This window comes from Streptomyces sp. NPDC059832 (genome assembly GCF_042731715.1).
Classification (GTDB): domain Bacteria; phylum Actinomycetota; class Actinomycetes; order Streptomycetales; family Streptomycetaceae; genus Streptomyces.
In genome coordinates, this window is sequence record NZ_JBHWIY010000001.1 from 57264 (window position 1) to 75091 (window position 17828).

17 protein-coding genes and 1 pseudogene are annotated in these 17828 nt (G+C 68.7%); 12 read left to right on the top strand and 6 right to left on the bottom strand.

The annotated features are described in order from the left end of the window. Positions 1-81: 81 nt before the first annotated feature. On the bottom strand, positions 82-381 hold the full coding sequence (locus tag ACFV8T_RS00250) for a hypothetical protein (RefSeq protein WP_385322858.1): 300 nt from the start codon (positions 379-381) through the stop codon (positions 82-84). A 652-nt stretch (positions 382-1033) separates the two neighbouring features. On the opposite strand from ACFV8T_RS00250, the gene ACFV8T_RS00255 reads away from it, so the two are divergent. From ACFV8T_RS00255 to ACFV8T_RS00305, 11 genes and pseudogenes are all read left to right on the top strand, one after another. Further along, a complete protein-coding gene (locus tag ACFV8T_RS00255) occupies positions 1034-2290 on the top strand; it encodes a sensor histidine kinase (protein WP_385322860.1) in 1257 nt (418 codons plus the stop codon). A 2-nt stretch (positions 2291-2292) separates the two neighbouring features. Next, positions 2293-2724, top strand: coding sequence for a roadblock/LC7 domain-containing protein (locus tag ACFV8T_RS00260; RefSeq protein ID WP_331749558.1), 432 nt, complete (start codon positions 2293-2295; stop codon positions 2722-2724). Further along, the gene (locus tag ACFV8T_RS00265; RefSeq protein ID WP_385322862.1) at positions 2721-3104 is read left to right on the top strand and encodes a DUF742 domain-containing protein; all 384 of its coding nucleotides are present in this window, start codon (positions 2721-2723) and stop codon (positions 3102-3104) included. The genes ACFV8T_RS00260 and ACFV8T_RS00265 overlap by 4 nt, the downstream gene beginning before the upstream one ends. After that, positions 3076-3696: an ATP/GTP-binding protein gene (locus ACFV8T_RS00270; RefSeq protein WP_385322864.1), complete on the top strand. Its 621-nt coding sequence runs from the start codon at positions 3076-3078 to the stop codon at positions 3694-3696. The genes ACFV8T_RS00265 and ACFV8T_RS00270 overlap by 29 nt, the downstream gene beginning before the upstream one ends. Beyond that, positions 3693-4985 carry a cytochrome P450 gene (locus ACFV8T_RS00275; RefSeq protein ID WP_385322865.1) on the top strand — a complete coding sequence of 431 codons (1293 nt, stop codon included), beginning with the start codon at positions 3693-3695 and terminating at the stop codon, positions 4983-4985. Before ACFV8T_RS00270 ends, ACFV8T_RS00275 begins: the two co-directional genes overlap by 4 nt. A gap of 165 nt (positions 4986-5150) precedes the next feature. After that, entirely contained in the window at positions 5151-6230 is a 1080-nt protein-coding gene (locus tag ACFV8T_RS00280; RefSeq protein ID WP_385322867.1) for a polyprenyl synthetase family protein, read from the top strand. A 48-nt stretch (positions 6231-6278) separates the two neighbouring features. Then, a complete protein-coding gene (locus tag ACFV8T_RS00285) occupies positions 6279-7877 on the top strand; it encodes a prenyltransferase/squalene oxidase repeat-containing protein (protein WP_385322869.1) in 1599 nt (532 codons plus the stop codon). Beyond that, positions 7874-9271 (top strand): cytochrome P450, encoded by a 1398-nt coding sequence (locus tag ACFV8T_RS00290; protein ID WP_385322871.1) that lies wholly within the window; start codon positions 7874-7876, stop codon positions 9269-9271. Before ACFV8T_RS00285 ends, ACFV8T_RS00290 begins: the two co-directional genes overlap by 4 nt. Then, a complete protein-coding gene (locus tag ACFV8T_RS00295) occupies positions 9268-10233 on the top strand; it encodes a terpene synthase family protein (protein ID WP_385322872.1) in 966 nt (321 codons plus the stop codon). Before ACFV8T_RS00290 ends, ACFV8T_RS00295 begins: the two co-directional genes overlap by 4 nt. A 493-nt stretch (positions 10234-10726) precedes the next feature. Further along, positions 10727-11164 (top strand): annotated as a pseudogene (locus tag ACFV8T_RS00300) (helix-turn-helix domain-containing protein); the annotation flags it as partial. A gap of 159 nt (positions 11165-11323) precedes the next feature. Next, a complete protein-coding gene (locus ACFV8T_RS00305; RefSeq protein WP_385323609.1) occupies positions 11324-11926 on the top strand; it encodes a GNAT family N-acetyltransferase in 603 nt (200 codons plus the stop codon). 423 nt (positions 11927-12349) lie between these two features. Here the strand turns inward: ACFV8T_RS00305 and ACFV8T_RS00310 are convergent, their stop codons facing one another. Continuing rightward, on the bottom strand, positions 12350-12709 hold the full coding sequence (locus ACFV8T_RS00310) for a hypothetical protein (RefSeq protein ID WP_385322874.1): 360 nt from the start codon (positions 12707-12709) through the stop codon (positions 12350-12352). A gap of 259 nt (positions 12710-12968) precedes the next feature. Further along, positions 12969-13526, bottom strand: a complete 558-nt coding sequence (locus ACFV8T_RS00315; RefSeq protein WP_385322876.1) for a MarR family winged helix-turn-helix transcriptional regulator — start codon at positions 13524-13526, stop codon at positions 12969-12971. A gap of 83 nt (positions 13527-13609) precedes the next feature. Here ACFV8T_RS00315 and ACFV8T_RS00320 point away from each other — a divergent pair, with 83 nt between their 5' ends. Then, positions 13610-14329: an SDR family NAD(P)-dependent oxidoreductase gene (locus tag ACFV8T_RS00320; RefSeq protein ID WP_385322878.1), complete on the top strand. Its 720-nt coding sequence runs from the start codon at positions 13610-13612 to the stop codon at positions 14327-14329. Positions 14330-14503: 174 nt separating this feature from the next. Here ACFV8T_RS00320 and ACFV8T_RS00325 read toward each other — a convergent pair whose 3' ends face one another. From ACFV8T_RS00325 to ACFV8T_RS00335, 3 genes are all read right to left on the bottom strand, one after another. After that, positions 14504-15637: a PP2C family protein-serine/threonine phosphatase gene (locus ACFV8T_RS00325; RefSeq protein ID WP_385322879.1), complete on the bottom strand. Its 1134-nt coding sequence runs from the start codon at positions 15635-15637 to the stop codon at positions 14504-14506. A 574-nt stretch (positions 15638-16211) separates the two neighbouring features. After that, complete coding sequence (locus tag ACFV8T_RS00330; RefSeq protein ID WP_385322881.1) at positions 16212-16736, bottom strand: hypothetical protein; 525 nt, start codon at positions 16734-16736, stop codon at positions 16212-16214. A gap of 305 nt (positions 16737-17041) precedes the next feature. Then, positions 17042-17761, bottom strand: a complete 720-nt coding sequence (locus tag ACFV8T_RS00335) for a DJ-1/PfpI family protein (RefSeq protein WP_385322883.1) — start codon at positions 17759-17761, stop codon at positions 17042-17044. Between the last annotated feature and the right edge of the window lie 67 nt (positions 17762-17828).

The following is a 17828-nucleotide window of genomic DNA, read 5'->3' on the forward strand; positions in this document are numbered from 1 at the left end:
GATTGCCGGCGCCCAGCACGGTACGATCGTCAGCCGCTCGGCCGGGTGTCCCGGCCGAGCGGCTGTCTGGACTGCTCGCCATCACACATCGGTGATCACGTGTTGCGACGTTCCCTGGAATTCGCCCAGTTGCGATGCCGGGGTCGGGGCGTTGTCACCACGTGGCTGTCCGAGCCAGACGATGTCCAGCACGGACAGGTGCCGCAGGGCGCGGTTCGCGAGGAAGATGACCGACAGCCGGCCGACGGACGCGATTCGTACGCCTCGCCCTCCGTCGCCTTCTCTGTCAAGTTCAGCGTGCTGGGAGCTGACGCGCTCGGCGGGCTGCCGGGGAGTGCCATTGTCCACGCCGTGCGCGATCGGCGAGAAGCCAGCAAGCAAAGATCGTCCGGTTCGGAACTGCGCGGCCCACCAGGGTCCGTGTACAGATCAACTCCAGTAAGATGATCGCGTTTTAGGAAGTGGCAAGGCCGCGAGTCGACTGCGTGCGATGGCGGGAAGCACCAGATGTAGCTGGCGTTCGCAGTCCTCAACGGAGCTCCGATGCACCTGTTCATTCGCGTTCTCGCCGGGCTCCGCCCTGCGACCGTTTCCGGGGCCGGGAGTTGCGCAAGGGCCGGCCGGACGGCCGATGCTGCCCGTGGGGATCGCGCCGCTGGAGCCCTGGCCGGCTCGGGCGATCACCGGGCCCCGGCTCGGCCTCGCAGCCGTTTGTCTGCGGTGGTACTTCTTCGCCCTGCACGAATCGGTCCACGCACTATTCGCGAATTGCCACATTGTTTCTCCTGTCCGCCAGTTCTCCGGAGGCCGCACTCACCACCCCTACGGGGGAGTGAACCGCTGCGCCGTTCTTCGAAGGCTCGACCGACCCCTAGGACCACCCTCCGTGACCTTGTCCTCAAAAATCGCCCTTGCCCTCGGCGTCTTGTCTCTCCTCCTAGCAGTCTGGGCGCTGCTCCTGGCACGCTCGCGCCGCACACACATACGACGGGGCAAAGAGTTGTCCGCGGAGGCGCAGGCCGCCAATTCCCGTATGCAGGCTGCCGAGGGCCGCGCCCGGACCGAGGTGCAGAACAGGCAGGCCGCAGAGGCCCGCACGAACGAACTCGATACCCGTGAGGCGGAGCTTCTCGACGAGGTGCGTCACCTCGTCTCCGATCGGCTTCCCGCTCTCGCACTGCACCTGATCAGCTCTCATCACCCCGTCCCCGGACTGCTGCACAAGAGCCTTGCGGGGTCCGAGGCTGCGCAGCTCCTCGACGCCCTGCCCGAAGCTGTTTCCGGCATTGTCCTCAAGGAAAGGCGCCGCATCGACGCCGCGGCCAGGGCTGCCCTGCGTGGCGCAACTCAGGAGTCCCAGGCCCTTTCCTACCGGTTGCAGACGAATATCGTGGGTCTGCAGCACGAGTTCAGCGCACCGCCCCGTCTGACGCAGAGCCTGCTTGAGTCCGACCACATCAACGAGCAGAACCTGCGCCTCACGCAGAGATCCGCCATCGTGTGCGGAGGCTGGCCGGGTCACGTCCGCAAGGACACCTACGTGAGCGAGGTCGTCAGTGGCGCCTCCTCCCGACTGCGCGGCTTCGACCGCATCAACATCGTTTCTCGGCTGGGCCTTTCCAACATCGGCGTAGTCGGGCGTGCGGCCGAACCCGTTGCGGTGATCTGCGCCGAGCTGATGGCCAACGCGCTGGAACACTCGCGTGACGACCTCATGGTGGACGTCGGCTTGGTCCAGACCGGCAACGGCAGTGTGTGCATCACGATCGACGATGCAGGCAAGGGCATGACCTCGGAAGCGCTCGCCCGCGGCCGAAGCCTGATATCGGGTGAACAGCAGGAGGTGATGCTCCTCGAACTCGGCGACCCGCCGTCCATGGGCTTCGCCGCCATCGGCCGTCTCGTCGCCGACTACGGCCTCCATGTCTCCATCGACACTTCCTCTCCCTATGGCGGGGTGCGCGCTGTGGTGTCCGTTCCCGAGAACTTGCTGACCTCGATCGACGAAAACGCCACACCTCCGTCGGTCATGGCTCCCCAACCTGCCGTGGCGCCCCAGGCCCACAAGCGGCCCGCCGCTGCCGACTCGCCCGCACACCCGCCCGCGCCGACCGGCGCGGCCGCGCTGCCGCAGCGCCGCCGCCGTTTCTCGGCGACAGCCACCCATGATGAGGCCGCCGCCGCAGCGCCCCGCCCCTTGGACCCGGAAGACACCGGTGCCATGTGGAGCGATTTCCAAAGTGGCCTCACCGGCGACCGGTCCGTCACCGATTCGGAGTCAGCACTGTGACCATGCCTGAAGCCCACGAAGAGACCGGCCCGTCCGCCTGGGTCCTGAAGCCCATCACCGAAATCCGTGGTGTCCGGCACGCCCTGACCATGACTCTCGACGGGATGGTCCAGGCCATCTCCGAGGATCTCACCAAGGACGAGGCAGACGGCATCGGTGCGATGACCGCCGCGCTGCACTCCGCCTCCCGCGCCGCCACCAACGCCGTTCTGGGAGCCCCTCGAAGCACTCCGCTCAAGACCGTCACCTCACACAACGACCGGGGTATCTACATGGTCATGCCGGTCGGCGAAGGAACCAACACCCTGATCGCGGCAGCGGGCGATGAGGACATGCCCATGGGGGTGGTCGCGGCCACCATGGCGCGCCAGGCAATGAAGCTCGGCGAACAGATCATGTCCGTTCCCGCTCGTACCAGCGACGGGGCGTCATGAGCCGCGGCCAGGAACAGCGACGGCTGCTGCCGGCCTACCTTGCCACCGGAACCAGCCCCGGCGCCGGCCTCTCGGGCACCCTCGATTCGCTGGCGGCTCTGCGTGCCAGTGGTCTGCCGCTCGCCAGGTACCACACTGCGGTGCACCAGCGCGTGATCGAGCTGCTGACCGGTGGATCTCTCACCGTCGTCGAACTGGCCGGCTATCTCGGCCTCCCGGTGAGCGTGACTCTGGTGCTCGCCGAACAACTTGTCAGTGACGGTCAGTTAAAAGCCACCGTTCCGATTCCGGACGCTCTGCGCGCGTCGAACGATGGCCGACCGTCGAAAGAAGTCCTGGAAGAGGTTCTGAGTGGACTCCACGCTCTCCTTGCCGCCTAGCTCGCCTCCCGTCTACCTGCCTGAGGGGGAACACCGAAGGATCAAGATCCTTGTCGCCGGCCCGCTCGGTATCGGTAAAACGACTGTGGTCAAGTCGCTGTCGCAGATTCCGACCCTGCACACCGACGAGGTCATGACGAACGCGGCGGTCGCTACCGACGACCTCAGTCACGATGTCCTGCGTGACAAAACCACCACCACGGTCGCCATCGACTTCGGCCGTCTGACCCTGCCGGGCGACAAATACGTTCTGTACCTGTACGGAACTCCCGGGCAGCGCCGCTTCCTTCCTCTGTGGGAAGGCATCGCGGTCGGAGCACTCGGTGCCCTCGTCCTGGTCGACACCCGGCGGCTCAAGGACTCCTGGGAGGTGATGGAACTCATCGAGGAGCGCGGTTTGCCGTACGCCGTCGCTGTCAATGTCTTCCCTGACTCACCCAAGTACGACTTGGCGCTCATCCGTTCGAAGCTCGACCTCGCCCCGGAGACACCACTGGTCACCTGTGACGCACGAGAGAAGAACAGCGGCCTGCACGCCCTCGCCCAACTGACCGCCCATTCCATATCCGTTGCCGGAGTCAAAGCCTCGTGACGCTCACACCAGCCGAAGCCCCCGTGTCCCTGCACGGGGCCGAACACGCCGCGAACCCGCAGCGCAGCTATGAACTGCTGCGCCGACAGGGACCGGTCGGCGTAGCCGAGGTGGCCCCCGGTGTCGTGGTCAACCTGGTCACCGACTACCGGGCCGCCCTCGATCTCCTCCAGGACGTTGATACGTGGACCAAGGACACCCGGGGCTGGCTGCCGCAGGTGCCGGAGGACAGCCCGATCCGGCCCCTGGTGGAGTGGCGGCCGAGTCTGTTCTTCGCCGACGGCGAGGCACACGCGCACCTGCGACGTGTGATCACGGACAGCTTCGGTCTCCTGGATCCCAGTGATGTGCGTGCGCTGACATTCCGCTTCGCCGACACGCTGCTCCAGGAATTCGCCGATACCGGGACGGTCGACCTCGTCCGCCAGTACGCGCAGCAGCTGCCCCTGATGGTCTTCAATGCTCTGTTCGGCATGCCGGACGAGGAGGGCCGGCGGCTCGTATGGGCGCTCGGGGCGATGATGGACAACGATCCGGAGACACAGGCAGTGGGCGGGCAGTCGTTCGGCGCCTACCTCGAAACGCTCTACGGAACCAAGGCGGCACAGCGCGGCCACGATTTGACCTCCTGGTTCATCGATCATCCCAATGGGCTGAACCAGGAAGAGGCCGTCAACCAGATCCTCATCACCCTCGGGGCCGGGAACGAGCCACTGGGCAACCTCATCGCCAACACGCTCGTCCGCATGCTCAGCGACGACCGGTATTTCGGCACGCTGACCACCGGGAGCCTGCCCATCCAGCACGCCATCGATGACGCGCTGTGGCACGACGCGCCGCTGGCCAACTTCAGCGTCCACTTCCCCAAGAAGGACGTGACCTTCCACGGCGCTCGCATCCCCGCAGGCTCGCCCGTCATGGTGTCGTACGCCGCTGCCAACACCTGCCCCCACTCGGGCATGCCGGCGGACGGCTACCGCTCCGGGAACAAGGCGCACCTGGCCTTCGCGGCAGGGCCCCATGCGTGTCCCGCCCGTGACGTCGCCACGCTGATCGCCACCGCCGCCATCGAGAGGCTGCTGACCTACCTGCCGGACATCGAACTGGATGTTCCCGCCGACAAGCTGACGTACCGCCCTGGGGCTGTCCACCGGACGCTCACCGCGCTCCCGGCCCGGTTCACCCCGCTGACCCCCGACGCCGACGGGGCCACTCCCTGGAGCCGGAGCCCCTCCTGCCCCGAGCGGGACACGCCGTCGGCCCCGACGTCAGGCAGGTCCCAGGCGTAGCAGCCGTATCACCTGCCGTCGATCGTCGCGTCGCGGTGGTGCCGCCCGGGAGCCGGCCGGCACCACCGCGACAGCCCTAGGAAGGAGACGCGGGTCCGTTGGCCCCGTCCTCTGCAAGAACGGAACCGCGATGGCGGTTCTCGAACGAAAGAGGATCAACCGCCAGTGACACAAACCCTTCCCACAAAACTGCCCGACCTCTCTTCCCTACGACAGCAGGTGGGCGCGGCTCTGACCGGATTCCTGGACACCAAGGAAAGTGCTGCGCCAGGAACCGAGCTGCTCTACCTGACCACCGCCCTGCGCGGACTCCTGACCGGCGGAAAACGGCTGCGGTCTCTGCTGTGTCTGTACGGATGGCAAGCCGCCGGAGCAACGGGCGACATGACTGCTGCCGTGCGCGCTGCCGCCAGCCTCGAACTTTTCCAGGTGTTCGCCCTGGTGCACGACGACGTGATGGATGACAGCGACATCCGCCGCGGCCGGCCGTCCGCCCACCGTGCACTGGCCACCGCGTACACCGACAGCGGCGGTCCGGGCAGCAGGGCCGAGGCGCACGGTCTGGGTGCGGCCGTCCTTCTCGGAGACCTGGCCCTGGTGTGGTCCGATGAGCTCCTGCGCACAGCGGACCTCAGCCCGGGGCGGCTGGCACAGGTGCTGCCTCTGGTGGCCGAAATGCGGAGCGAGGTCATGTACGGCCAGCTCCTGGACTTGCAGACCACCGGCCGCCTTACCGGCGACGTGGATACGGCACTGCATGTCATTCGATACAAGACGGCCAAATACACCATAGAACGGCCCCTGCACATAGGGGCGGCAGCGGCCGGAGCCACCCCACCCGTACTCGATGCTTGCACCGCCTTCGGCATACCACTAGGAGAAGCGTTTCAGCTGCGGGACGACCTGCTCGGGGTCTTCGGTGACCCCGCCAAGACGGGCAAACCAATACTGGACGACCTGCGCGAAGGCAAGGCCACCGTCCTGATGGCGCTCGCGGTCCAGCGAGCCTCCACGGCCGAACTGAAAACACTGCGCGAGCTCGTCGGCCGAAGCGACCTCGACGAGGAACACGCCGCCGCGGTCCGCACGATCCTGAACTCCACCGGCGCCCGGCAGACCGTGGAGGAAATGATCACCACGCGACGGGCCGCCGCCCTCGCCGCCCTGGACGACGCTCCCTTCCCGGGAAGTGCCACAGCCTCCCTGCGCCGGCTCGCCCTGGACGCAACGGCCAGGCAGGCATAAGGCATCGCCGCACTCCACCAGTCAGAATCCCGAGGAGGAAGTCGCCCCATGAGCATCAGCACGCCCATCGGCACGTCCTACGCCGAACGAGCCACCAGCCTGGTGGCCAGGGCCGACCAGGACAGATGGGGAAGCGTCCGTCCTTCCCTGTACGAGACGGCCCGCGTCCTCTCGGCGGCGCCATGGCTGCCCGACGAGCCACGGCGGATCACGTACCTGCTGGAACAGCAGGCGCCCGACGGCAGTTGGGGGGAGGGACCGCTGCGCTACCGGCTCCTGCCGACCCTCAGCGGGGTGGAGGCCGCGCTGGCGGTCCTGCGAAGGGGCACCGCGTCAGCAGAGGTCACCGGCCGGCTCACGACCGCGGTGAACAGGGGCCTCGACGTACTGCGGTCGCTGCCATCGGTGGGCCCGTGGCCGGACACGGCCGCAGCGGAAATACTCGTACCCAGCCTGGTAGCCAAGATCAACGAGAAGCTGGGCTCCCTGATCACCGGCGGGGACATGCCCGGTTTCGGTGGCCCCCGGCTGCCGGTTCCGGGCGGCTTCCACGCGTCGGCACCTGCTTCCGTGGCCAGGCGGTACGAGTCGGCGGGCAGCCTGCCCGTCAAGTTTCACCACACGTTCGAAGGCATGGACAGCTACATACCGCAGTCTCTCGTCCCTGACGTCGAAGGCCTGCTGGGCAGCTCGCCGGCCGCCACCGCGGCACGGGCAACGCGGTCACCTGCCACTACCGCGCAGGCCGTCGCCGACCTCACCGCAGTGGCGCAGCGCTACGGCGGTCTCTTCCCCGAGGCTGCGCCCCTCCGCGTGGTCGAACGGCTATGGGTCGCCGCCGCGCTGGCGCGCGCCCACCTGCCCGCTGCCGCTCTGCCCACGGTCCGTGGGTGGGCCGAGGAGATCTACGATCCGCAAGGCGTGCGCGGTGCGCCCGGCCTCATGACCGATGCCGACGACACCGCCATGGCGGTGCTGGTTGCCTCGCTCGTCGGCCTGCCGTACGACCCGGCACCGCTGGACCTGTTCCACAACGGCAGCCACTACGACTGCTACATCGGCGAGGACACCGGATCGGTCACCGCGAACGCCCACGCCCTCCAGGCCCTCGTGAGCTACCTGCGGGGCTGCCCGACGGCGGAGCACACATACGGCCCCCGAGCGGCGAAGCTGTGCGACTGGCTGACCGGCCGGCAGCAACCCGAAGGACACTGGACCGACAAGTGGCATGCCTCCCCCTACTACGCCACCGCGCGAAGCGTCACCGCGCTCGCACAGTACGGCGGCCACCACGCGTCCAGGGCTGTCCAGAGCGCTGCCGCGTGGACCACTGACACTCAGCGCGCCGACGGCTCCTGGGGCGTGTGGGGCGGCACCGTCGAGGAGACCGCATACGCCGTCAAAATCCTGCTGAGCGCCGCCACCCCCGCACCGCAGCCGCAGCACACCCGGGCCCTGGACCTCGCCGAAACGTATCTGCACGCCGCCTCGCACCCCAGCGACCAGCACCCCGCCCTGTGGCACGACAAAACCCTTTATGCGCCCACCGCGGTGATCGAAGCGGAGGTGCTCGCTGCGCAGGAGTTGCTGCGGGCACGTCGTGCAGCCGCATGTACGGAAGCAGATATGGAAAGGACGGACGCGTGACTCCTGACATAGATGTGACTGCCGACATAGATGTGACTGCCGACGTGGACGTTCCGCCGACCGCTCCGGGGCGGCTGCCGCTCATCGGGCACGCTGTACCCCTGATCAAAGACCGCCTGGAGTTCATCGAACGCCTGCGCACATACGGGCCGATCGTCCGTATGTCGGTCGGTCCCAAGAAGGTGACCGTGGTCAACTCGTATGAGCTGATCCACGAGATGCTCACCAGCAAGTCCGGCTCGTTCTCCAAGGGGTTGCTGGGCGAGAAGCTCAAGCTTTTCGGTCAGTCGGCCCTGCCGGTCGCGGAAGGCGAGCCGCACCTGCGTCGGCGCCGCCTGCTCCAGCCCGCCTTCCACCGCGAGCAGATCAGCGGGTACGTCAACACCATGCGGGAAACGGTGGAGCCGTCCATCACGGCCTGGGGTGAGGGGGAACTGCTCGACCTGAAGACCGTGATGGGGCTCATGGCCCAGGACGTGGCCCTGTCAGTGCTGTGCTCCTTCCGCGCGGAGCAAGAGCGGGCGCGCGCGATCCTCGACGCCGTCGACACGGTCTTCACGGCCGCCATCTGGCGCACCATGGTGCCCGTGTCCTCCCTGGAACGGCTGCCCACCCGCAGCAACCGGCGGCTCAAGGCCGCCCGCAGCCTGCTGCGCAGCGAGGTGGCGGACATCATCGCGGAGCGCCGCGCGGACCCCGGCGCCCACAACGACCTCGTGACGCTGCTCCTGGAGGCCCGAGACCAGACCGGTGCGCCACTGCCCGACAACGAAATCCTGTCGGAGATCATCGGGCTGCTGGCCGCGGGCTCCGAGACCACGGGAGTCATGCTGGCCTGGCTGTTCCACGAGCTGGGCCGCGACCCCGAGCTGGAGCGCAGGCTGCACGAGGAGGTCGACTCCGTGGTCGGAGAGGGCCCGATCACCGCCGAGCACGTCCCTCAACTCGCCTTCACCCGCAGACTGGTCAGTGAGACCCTGCGCCTGCACCACGCCGGCTGGCTGGTGACCCGGCAGGCCACCAAGCCCGTGCGCCTCGGGCAGGTCAGCCTCCCGGCGGGGGAGCAGGTGCTGTGGAGTCCCTACGCACTGCACCGGGATCCGGCCCTGTACCCCGACCCGCTGCGCTTCGACCCCGACCGCTGGCTGCCGGAGCGCCCCCAACCGCCGAGGGGAGCCTTCATCCCCTTCGGGTCGGGAAAACGCATGTGCATCGGCGACGCGTTCGCCTGGACGGAGGCGATCGTCATCACGGCGTTCATCGCGTCCCGCTGGCGGCTGCGGCCCGTTCCCGGCGCCACAGTCGAGCCGATCGGGCTGCTCACCGTGCACCCGTCGGACCCCCGCATGGTCGCTGAATCCAGGCAGCGGGCCGTCGCGGGGACAGCCGCGTGAGCCACACCCGCAGCTCGGACGCGCGTACCCTGCCGATGCCCGACCTCCGGGACTCTTTCCCCGGCCCCTTCGCCACCAGCCCGTATGCCGGCGCCATCGAGGAGCAGACCACCCACTGGCTCCGGACCTTCCCCTTGATCGGTTCACCCGGCGAGGCGAAGGCCCTCTGCGACATCACGGCCCGGGGGGTGGCTCGGGTCCTGCCCACGGCGGACCGGGAGGGCGTGTTCCTCTGCGCCGATCTCTTTCTGTGGCTCACCGCGTTCGACGACGTACACGGCGAGGCCGAAGGAGGCCGTGACACCGCCCGTCTGGTCCGCCGCATCAGTCAGTGTGTCCATCTGCTGGCCGGCCACGACGAGCCGGCGGCCGATGACGACGCCTACATCGCCGCCCTGCGGGACCTCCTGCACCGGTTCCGGGAACGGGCCACGCCCACGCAGTACCTGCGGCTCACCGCGCACCTGCGGGACAACCTCTTCGGCATCCTCTGGGAGGCCCATCACCTCGACAGACTCGACAAGGTCACCCTGAGCGACTATTGCGCGATGCGGCCACACACAGTCTTCGTCCGGACCGTCATGGCGACCGCGGAAGTCGCGCTCGGCTACGAACTGACCGAGGATCAGCGAGCCTCGGCAGCGATACAGGAACTGGAGAAGGCGGTTGCCGACCTTGCCGGGTGGATCAACGACCTCGCCTCGTACGCGAAGGAGACGGATCACGGTGGCCCGACTCCTCTGAGCCTGCCGACACTGCTGATCCGACACCGCGAGTGCGACCTCGAAGAGGCGTTCCGCCTGGCCTCCCGCATGTGTGAGGACCGAGCCGCCACCGCACGCCTTCGCATCACCGAACTCGCCGTCAACAGCAAGAACGCACTCGCGGATCACGCTCGCGCCGTGGAAGCCGTCGCAGCCTCCTACGTGTGGCACATAGGGCACGCCCGCTACGGGCGTTAGCCACGCCCCCTATGCCCTGAGCAGCCGTATTCAATCGATCACGGGGAACAGCCGGGACGGCGACAGGCACGTCGGTGGTCACGCCGAGGAGGTAGTCCTCCGCTCGTGCCCCTGGATGTCCAGCACACTCACCAACCTGGATGGTCCCCGTGCTCGGCTGCCCCGTGCAGGGCGCGAACTGCCAATCGAAGCCGACACCGGAGCCAGGGCAGCGGCCGAGGAGGCCGCGTCGCTTCGTGTTCGCGGTACGCGCCAAGGGGTCCCACCCGATGTCCTGATGGTGAGGTGGGTTCATGGGTCCTCCAGTTCCAGAAGCACGAGCGGCGGGCACCCCGATTCGGCCTGGCTCTGCCGCGTCGAGTGCGTGGTGCCCGCCGGAGCTCAGCAAAGGAAGGGCCTGAGGTTGCGTTCCAGGAGTGGCTTCGGGGCAGCCCCCGTCCATGCCTTTGCAGGGGTGCCGTCTGCGTAGACCACGAAGGCGGGGATCGAAGAGATTCCATGCCGGTCCCCCGTTGCCGCCACGCTGGCGCAGGTCGGCGCGCGGCTCCGACACATCCGTACGGAGCGCGGCGTGACCCTGTCCGCACTGGCCGAGGCCACGGGGATCTCCACGAGCACACTTTCGAGGCTGGAATCCGGCCAGCGCCGCGCAAGCCTCGACATGCTGCTGCCGATCGCGCAGGCCCACCAACTGCCGCTGGACGAGCTGATCGGGGCACCCGAGGTCGGCGACCCCCGGATCCACAGCAGACCACGCGTGCGCAACGGCCGGACCCTGATTCCGCTGACCAACCGACCGGGCCCCTTGCAGGCATGGAAGTCGGTCATCCCGGCCGCCCAGAACCGGCCCGAGCCGTGCACACATGAGGGGTACGAGTGGCTGTACGTCCTGTCCGGACGTGTACGGCTCGTCCTGGGCGAACAAGAGCTGGACGACCTCCTGGTCGCCGCCCAGCTCTCCGCACACCGCGCCGGCAGAGCTCTCCGGCCACAGCACCGGACATCAGCCAAGCCGGTCGACTCTTCTCCCGAAGCCGCCGCGTGCAGATACTCCCGGGAACTCATCTCCTGGCAAGGCCGTTCAACCAGCATGCCGCACAACCAGAACGCCCCCGTCGTACGCCCCATCACCGATGTCGACATCCCAGCCGCCGTCGAGACCCTGACCCGGGCCTTCGCCGACTACCCCTACACCCGGCACGTGGTCGCCGCAGACGACCACGAGGACCGGATCCAGCGCTTCCAAGAGCTCTGCTTGACTCGCGTCGGGATGGTGTACGGGCGCGTGTGGGTTGCGGACGAGGGCCGCGCTGTCGCTGTCTGGGCCACTCCTGACCAGGACCCTTCGCCCGCTTTTGCTGAGGTCGGCCCGTTGCTCGGCGACCTCGCCGGTGACCGGGCGGCTGCATATGAGTCCGCGGAGCAGGCCGTCGCACCGTACCGGCCGCAAGAGCCGGCGTGGTTCCTCAACACGGTAGGAGTCGCCCCTGAAGCCCAGGGGCAGGGCCTTGGCAGTGCAGTGCTCGTCCCCGGCATCGAGGCGGCTGCACACGCCGGGTACCCGGCATTCCTGGAGACCTCCAGCGAGCGGAACGTGAAATTCTACGAGCGCCTCGGCTTCGAGGTCACAGCCGAGATCTTGCTCCCCGACAACGGCCCTCGCACGTGGTGCATGCGTAAGGACCCCCACTAGGGTCTTTCGTTTGGATCAGGCCGGATCAAACAACGGCCTTGAGAAGGTGCCCGCCCCAGCAGATGCCCTTCTCACTGCGGATGCGGGCACGTTCCTTGCGGTCGGCGGCCAGGACATCGTGGTGGCGGGCGTGGGCGCGAGCGCCCGGCCTGGGATGCAGGGTGGCAACGCTGCTTCCGACTCACCGAGCCGGGAGATGCTCCGGGAGGCCGTCAGGAGGACGGAGCCGACGGGCCCGTCGTAGCCAGGCTCGGGACCTGGCTCGACAGCACCCGCAAACGCGCCGACAACTCACCCAACAACGCCGCACCGACTTCGGCGCCCTTGGCATGCGCGGTAGAACGGGCGGAACAGGAGCGGCGCGGGGACGCCCGGCGCGCTGTGCTCCTCGCCGCTGCTGTCTTCCGGGACGAGCTCGGTGTTTCAGCCAACATGGATCCAGGACCCGATCGCGAGGCCGGTGGTGACCGGGCAGGCCAGGGCGCCGGTGAGGAGCAGACGGCCCGCCCAGTGCAGGCGGCGCACTCCGGGGGCGAAGGCCAGAGCGGTCAGGGCGACGGCGGCGCCGGTGACGATCAGCACGAACTGCAGGACGAAGCCGCCCACTGCTGTCCCTTCCGCGGCGCCCCAGAGCGCGGTCAGCGCCACGAGGAACGTCAGCCAGGCCAGCGACGCCACGTTGAGTGTCCATAGCATCCAGGCCATCACGGCGACGCCGGTCCGCCTGGGGCGCGGCGCCAGCTGCGGGGGGCCGTACAGGCGGGCGTAGGTGCTGGGGTTCATCGGATTCCTTCCCTGCGCGGTACGAACGATCCTCACCGCGCCGACAACACCCCGGCATGGGCCCAGATGCTCATCTCCGCCCGAGCCCATACTCAGCCCGTGCGCCCAGCGGCTCGGACCGACCGAACCGAGGCGGTCCAAGAGCGCCTACGGAATGGAAGCCACCGAAAGGGGCGGGTGGACGTGTGGGACTGGGACTCTCACCGGATGACTTCGCGTCCCGACCACCCTTGCGTGCTGCCCGGCATCCCGTCGTGGGTCACTCCTCGCCGCCCACCTGGGTGATGCGGTCGTCGCCGATGCGCTGCTGCACATCCGTCAGCAGGAGGTGGAGCAGTTCCGTCAGCCTGTTCCGCTGGTCGGGGGCGAGCCCTCCGATCAACTCGGCCTCACGTAGGAGTACTTGGTCCACAGTGGCCTCGACAAGATCGTGCCCGGCCCCTGTCAGGGCGATCTGGACGGTGCGGGGGCGCCCGGTACCGGGCTGCCGGGTCACCAGCCCTTCCCGCTCGGCGCGGGCCACCCGTTGGGAGATGGCTCCCGCCGTGACCAGGGCACGCCGCCCGAGTTCGCGGGTGCTCAGGGTGTACGGAGGGCCGCTGCGGCGCAGAACGCTGAGCAGGTCGAGAGTCGCGGAGTCCACCCCGGCACGTGCCAGCACCCGGCGCCGGTCGTCGCCGAAGAGCTTGGCGAGCTGCCAGATGGGCGTGACGATCCCGATCGAGTCGGCCGGAGTACCAGGGCGCTCGCGCTCCCATGCGGCGGCGATGTCCTGCGCGGAATCGCGCCCCGCACCGTCCTCGCCGTTCGTCGTCAAGGGTTCCTTTGCCACAGCCTCACTCCCACCTGTACGTTTAGATCTAAATTTAGACCTCAATGGAGAAGAATCGGAGTCAGCATATGACACGCACCATCATGGTCACCGGTGGCGGTACGGGCATCGGCCGGGCGACCGCCCGGCTCTTCGCGGATCAGGACGAGATGGTGATCGTCACCGGTCGCCGCCCCGGTCCGCTCCATGAACTGGCAGCGGAGTCCGGCGTCCGCGCGCTGGTGTGCGACCACACCGACCCCCGGGCGCTCACCGCCCTCCTGTCGGAGCTGCCGGACCGGATCGACGTCCTCGTGAACAACGCGGGCGGGAACACCGACTTCGACAACGATGGAGCGATGGACCTGGCCGCATACGCCCGGAACTTCCGCGCCAATCTGGACGCGAACCTGGTGAGTGCCGCACTGACCACGAGGGCGCTGCACGAACGGCTCGCCCCCGGCGGCGCGGTCGTCCACATCGGCTCGATCGCCGCCGACCAGGGCGCCGGTTCCTACGGGGCCGCCAAGGCGGGGCTCGCCACCTGGAACCTGGATCTGGCCCGCGAGCTCGGCCCGCGCGGCATCACCGCGAACGTCGTCTCGCCCGGCTACATCACCGACACGGAGTTCTTCCGCGACGGCCTCCCGGACACCCGCCGCACCGCCCTCGTCTCCGCCACGGCGACGGGCCGCGCCGGTACTCCCACGGACATCGCGACCACGGTCGCCTTCCTGGCCTCCCCCGGGGCCCGTCACATCACAGGCCAGGTGCTGCACGTGAACGGGGGCGCACACGGGACCCGCTGATCGGGGCGGGATGCGCGGGGGCCGCAACGGCCGGCCCGCCGACTGCTTCGGCGAGCGCGCTGCCCTCCCGGAACTGCCGGTCGCCCCGTTCTGCGCGAGCGGGCGCAGGTCACAGGGCTCGGTGCGGAATGGGCCTGACACCACCCACCCGCCGGGGTCGCCCGGATCTTTGGTTCAGCGGCCCGGGGGCGGTGGCGATCCATTGAGGTGGTGCCGGTAGTGACCCAGGGGATGGGGTGTGAGGTGCGGCCGGTGGGACGGGGCGCATTCGATGATCAGGAGGGCGACGTCGTCGGCGGGGTGGCCGCCGATGTGGGCGAGCAGATCGCGGTGGATGTGGTGCAGCAGAGTATCGGGGCTGGTGGTGGGGAAGGAGGCGACTCGTTCGGCGAGCGGGTAGAACGCTCCGGACGGCGAGCGGGCTTCGATGACTCCGTCGGTGTAGAGGACGAGCATGTCACCGCATGTAAAAGTGAACGGGTCGATGTGGTCGTCCGCGATCGGTCGTGCGCTCACGCCCAGCGGAGGCAGCGGCTGCCGGGCATGCAGGACCGTGACCTGCTGATCGTGCACCAGCAGAGGCGGGGGATGCCCGCAGTTGATCATCCCGGCGGCCGGCGGGGCGTCGTCGGGGATCTCCAGGACGAGACAGGTGATGAAGTGCTCGCCGGGGTCGTGCTCGGTGTCCGCCACGTCCTCCAGGTTCCGGGAGACGCTGTCTTCGAGGGCAGTTACCAGCTCGGGGAGGGTGGCATACCGGTGAGCGCCCTCACGGAATGCCCCCAGCACCAGCGAGGCCTCACCGATGGCGGCCAGCCCGTTGCCCCGGACATCGCCGATGACCACCCGGGTCGCGTCATGCGCGGCGCGGGCGAACGCAAACAGATCACCCCCGATCTCGGCCTCGTCCTGCGCGGACATATACAGCCATGCCACCTGCAACGGCCCGATCCGGCGTGGCGGAGGCCGAAGCAGAACCCGCTGAGCCGCCTCCGCCACGGAGCGTGCCAGGCTCAGCGCCCGATCGCGCCGCTCCCGCACAAACCGCATGAAGACCACCAGGGCGGAGAGCACGGTCAGCGCGATGATCTGCGCCATGCGGTTGGACGTGGTCAGTGCGCCGAGGAAGACAGCGATGAACACTTGGGCCGCCACTGCCAGGACCCCGGCGAGAGCGGTGAGCCGTGTCCCGGCGAGGGAGGCGGTCAGAGCGGGCGCGATGACCAGCAGGGGGCCCAGCTGGACATGGCGACCGGTGTAGATATCCAGCACGGTGATCGTCACGATCAGCACGAACGGGATCGCCACCAGACCACGGCCTGATGGGGGCTCCAGGAGGTGATCCCACGAACGTCGCACACCCATATACCCCTTATGCTCCATCGATTACGCACCCCCAGCCAGCCGACGAGCACGAGTCGGACCTGCTCTCAAGGCGTGCAAGCGCTGGTCGTGCGCCGGACCGGCGAGGAGGTCGTGCGCCGGACCGGCGAGGAGTCCGTCGTCACCGAGCCCGGGGCACGACCGTCGTGAGCGGGCGGCGGGGCCCCGCGCGGGAGAGCCTGCGGGGCCCCGCCCGTGCGGCTGGGTTGACCGCGGACGGCGTCTCCGTGATGCGATCACACCCGCCTCGCGCAAGGATCGGACTACGGGTTACGGGCAGTGTGGCCCGGCCGCGCCCGGCCGCGCCCGGCCGCGCCTTGCCATCTCCTGCCACACCTTGAGCGGGGAACTCCTCCGTGGCTCCGGTCCGCTTCCCTGGGCCACGGAGGCGGTCGAAACCAGTCGGGGACATCACTCCGGCGGTCGTCCTCGCCGAGGATGACGAGCATGCCCGCCAGGCTGCCCGCGAGGTCGACCGGGCTACGGAGACCGGAGCCGGCTACACGCAGACCGGCGGGTCCGGGTAGGAGCACCCGGCGTAGGTGTCGCCCTCGTACGTGATGCCCCCTTCCATCGGCTGATCGCAGGTGGCGCAGTTGACGGCGAAGTACGGGTTGACGCGGAGGAAGGCCGCGTTCTTCAGCTCGAAGATCGCCTTCACCGTGTCCGTCCCGTGTTCCCGGATCCCGTGCTGCAGGAAGTCGAACGCGCCGAACTCGTGGCCCTGCTTGCACGTGAAGCGGCCGAACCGGAAGGCGCCGATGTCCGCGATCCCCAGCTCGGACTCGATCCGCGCCCTCTCCTCGGCCGACACCGGTTCGAGCCGGGAGGCCTTGACGAGATCGGGCGTCCAGTGCAGGTCCCGGAGAGTGCGGGCCTGCTCACGCGACAGGTAGAAGGAAGCGGTTCTGCCGCTCTTGATGGTCTCCTGCACAAGGGCCACGACTGCGTCGTCGTCCGCCGCGACGACAACCTTCCCCCTGCCGACAGCTGCTTCGATCTGGGCCAGCAAAGAATTGTCCACGACGCATCCTTCCAGGTCTGCACCCTGAATCCGATCTTGCGTTCGTGGATAACTATTCCGTTCGGCCACCCTGCTCGGCAGGTGCCACACGGGGGCCTCACCCGCACGGCAGTCCCGGCCCACACCGCAGCCCCGGCCAACGCGACTCGGCCCTGGTGCCTGAAGCTCGCAGGCCCGACGAACTGCGGCAACACGGGCTCCACCTGTACGGGACGAGCTCATTCTCTGAGCGTTCAGGTGTCCGGCTCCGAGCGTTCATATCCGGTCGGGCCGAGTCTCTCCGTATCGGCCGGCTTCGCGTCCCCCTACCCTGCTGTCCAGACGGTGCCGCGGGCCTCGTACTCCAGCATGGTCTCCAGGTCGGTCGCGGCGTCGGCGCCGAGTTCGCGGCGGCTGAGCCACAGGGCGAGTTCGAGGCCGGAGGTGATGCCGCCGGCGGTGACGAGGTCGCCGTCGTCCACGACGCGGGCGTTCTTGAGGAGACCGCCCTGCCGCTCCAGGTCGGGCTTGGCCTTGTTGTGGGTGGTGCAGGGGCGGCCATGGGTGAGGCCGGCGGCGGAGAGGAGCATGACGCCGGTGCACAGGGCGCTGATGGTGAGGCCGGGGCGGGTGGCGGCGGCAAGGGCTCGGGGCAAGGTGCCGCGGTCGATCTCGGCCCAGACGCCGGGGCTGTCGCGACGTGCGTAGCCGCCGCCGGGGACGACGAGGATGTCCGCCGCGTCCGGGGCCCAGTGGTGTATGCCCCGGATCACCGTGCCGTAGGCAGCGGTCACCGTGCGGGCTCCGGTGGCCGACACGTAGCGGACCTCGACCGGGCGCGGGGTGAAGAACCCGGCTGCCGAGAAGACCTCGTACGGGGCGGCGAAGTCCAGTTCCTCGACACCGTCGTACATCACCACATGGACGCGCAGCGGCCCCGTCGGTCCGGCCTCCTCGGCAGCGGACGCGGGGATGGTGGCCGTGCCGGCGAGTGCGCCCGTGGCGCTGAGGGCGGTGGCGGCGCTGAGTATCTGCCTGCGGTTCATGTGGGGCTCCTGTTCCGAAGAAGGGGCGACGGAGAGGAGGTCGGACCGCGGTGCCCTCCGGTTCCCG

Bases quoted from the DNA above. Each gene is read 5' to 3' on its own strand.
- ACFV8T_RS00260 (WP_331749558.1), top strand. From the start codon at position 2,293: ATGCCTGAAGCCCACGAAGAGACCGGCCCGTCCGCCTGGGTCCTGAAG.
- ACFV8T_RS00335 (WP_385322883.1), bottom strand. From the start codon at position 17,761: ATGAACCGCAGGCAGATACTCAGCGCCGCCACCGCCCTCAGCGCCACG.
- ACFV8T_RS00265 (WP_385322862.1), top strand. From the start codon at position 2,721: ATGAGCCGCGGCCAGGAACAGCGACGGCTGCTGCCGGCCTACCTTGCC.
- ACFV8T_RS00320 (WP_385322878.1), top strand. From the start codon at position 13,610: ATGACACGCACCATCATGGTCACCGGTGGCGGTACGGGCATCGGCCGG.
- ACFV8T_RS00255 (WP_385322860.1), top strand. From the start codon at position 1,034: ATGCAGGCTGCCGAGGGCCGCGCCCGGACCGAGGTGCAGAACAGGCAG.
- ACFV8T_RS00285 (WP_385322869.1), top strand. From the start codon at position 6,279: ATGAGCATCAGCACGCCCATCGGCACGTCCTACGCCGAACGAGCCACC.
- ACFV8T_RS00305 (WP_385323609.1), top strand. From the start codon at position 11,324: ATGCCGCACAACCAGAACGCCCCCGTCGTACGCCCCATCACCGATGTC.
- ACFV8T_RS00310 (WP_385322874.1), bottom strand. From the start codon at position 12,709: ATGAACCCCAGCACCTACGCCCGCCTGTACGGCCCCCCGCAGCTGGCG.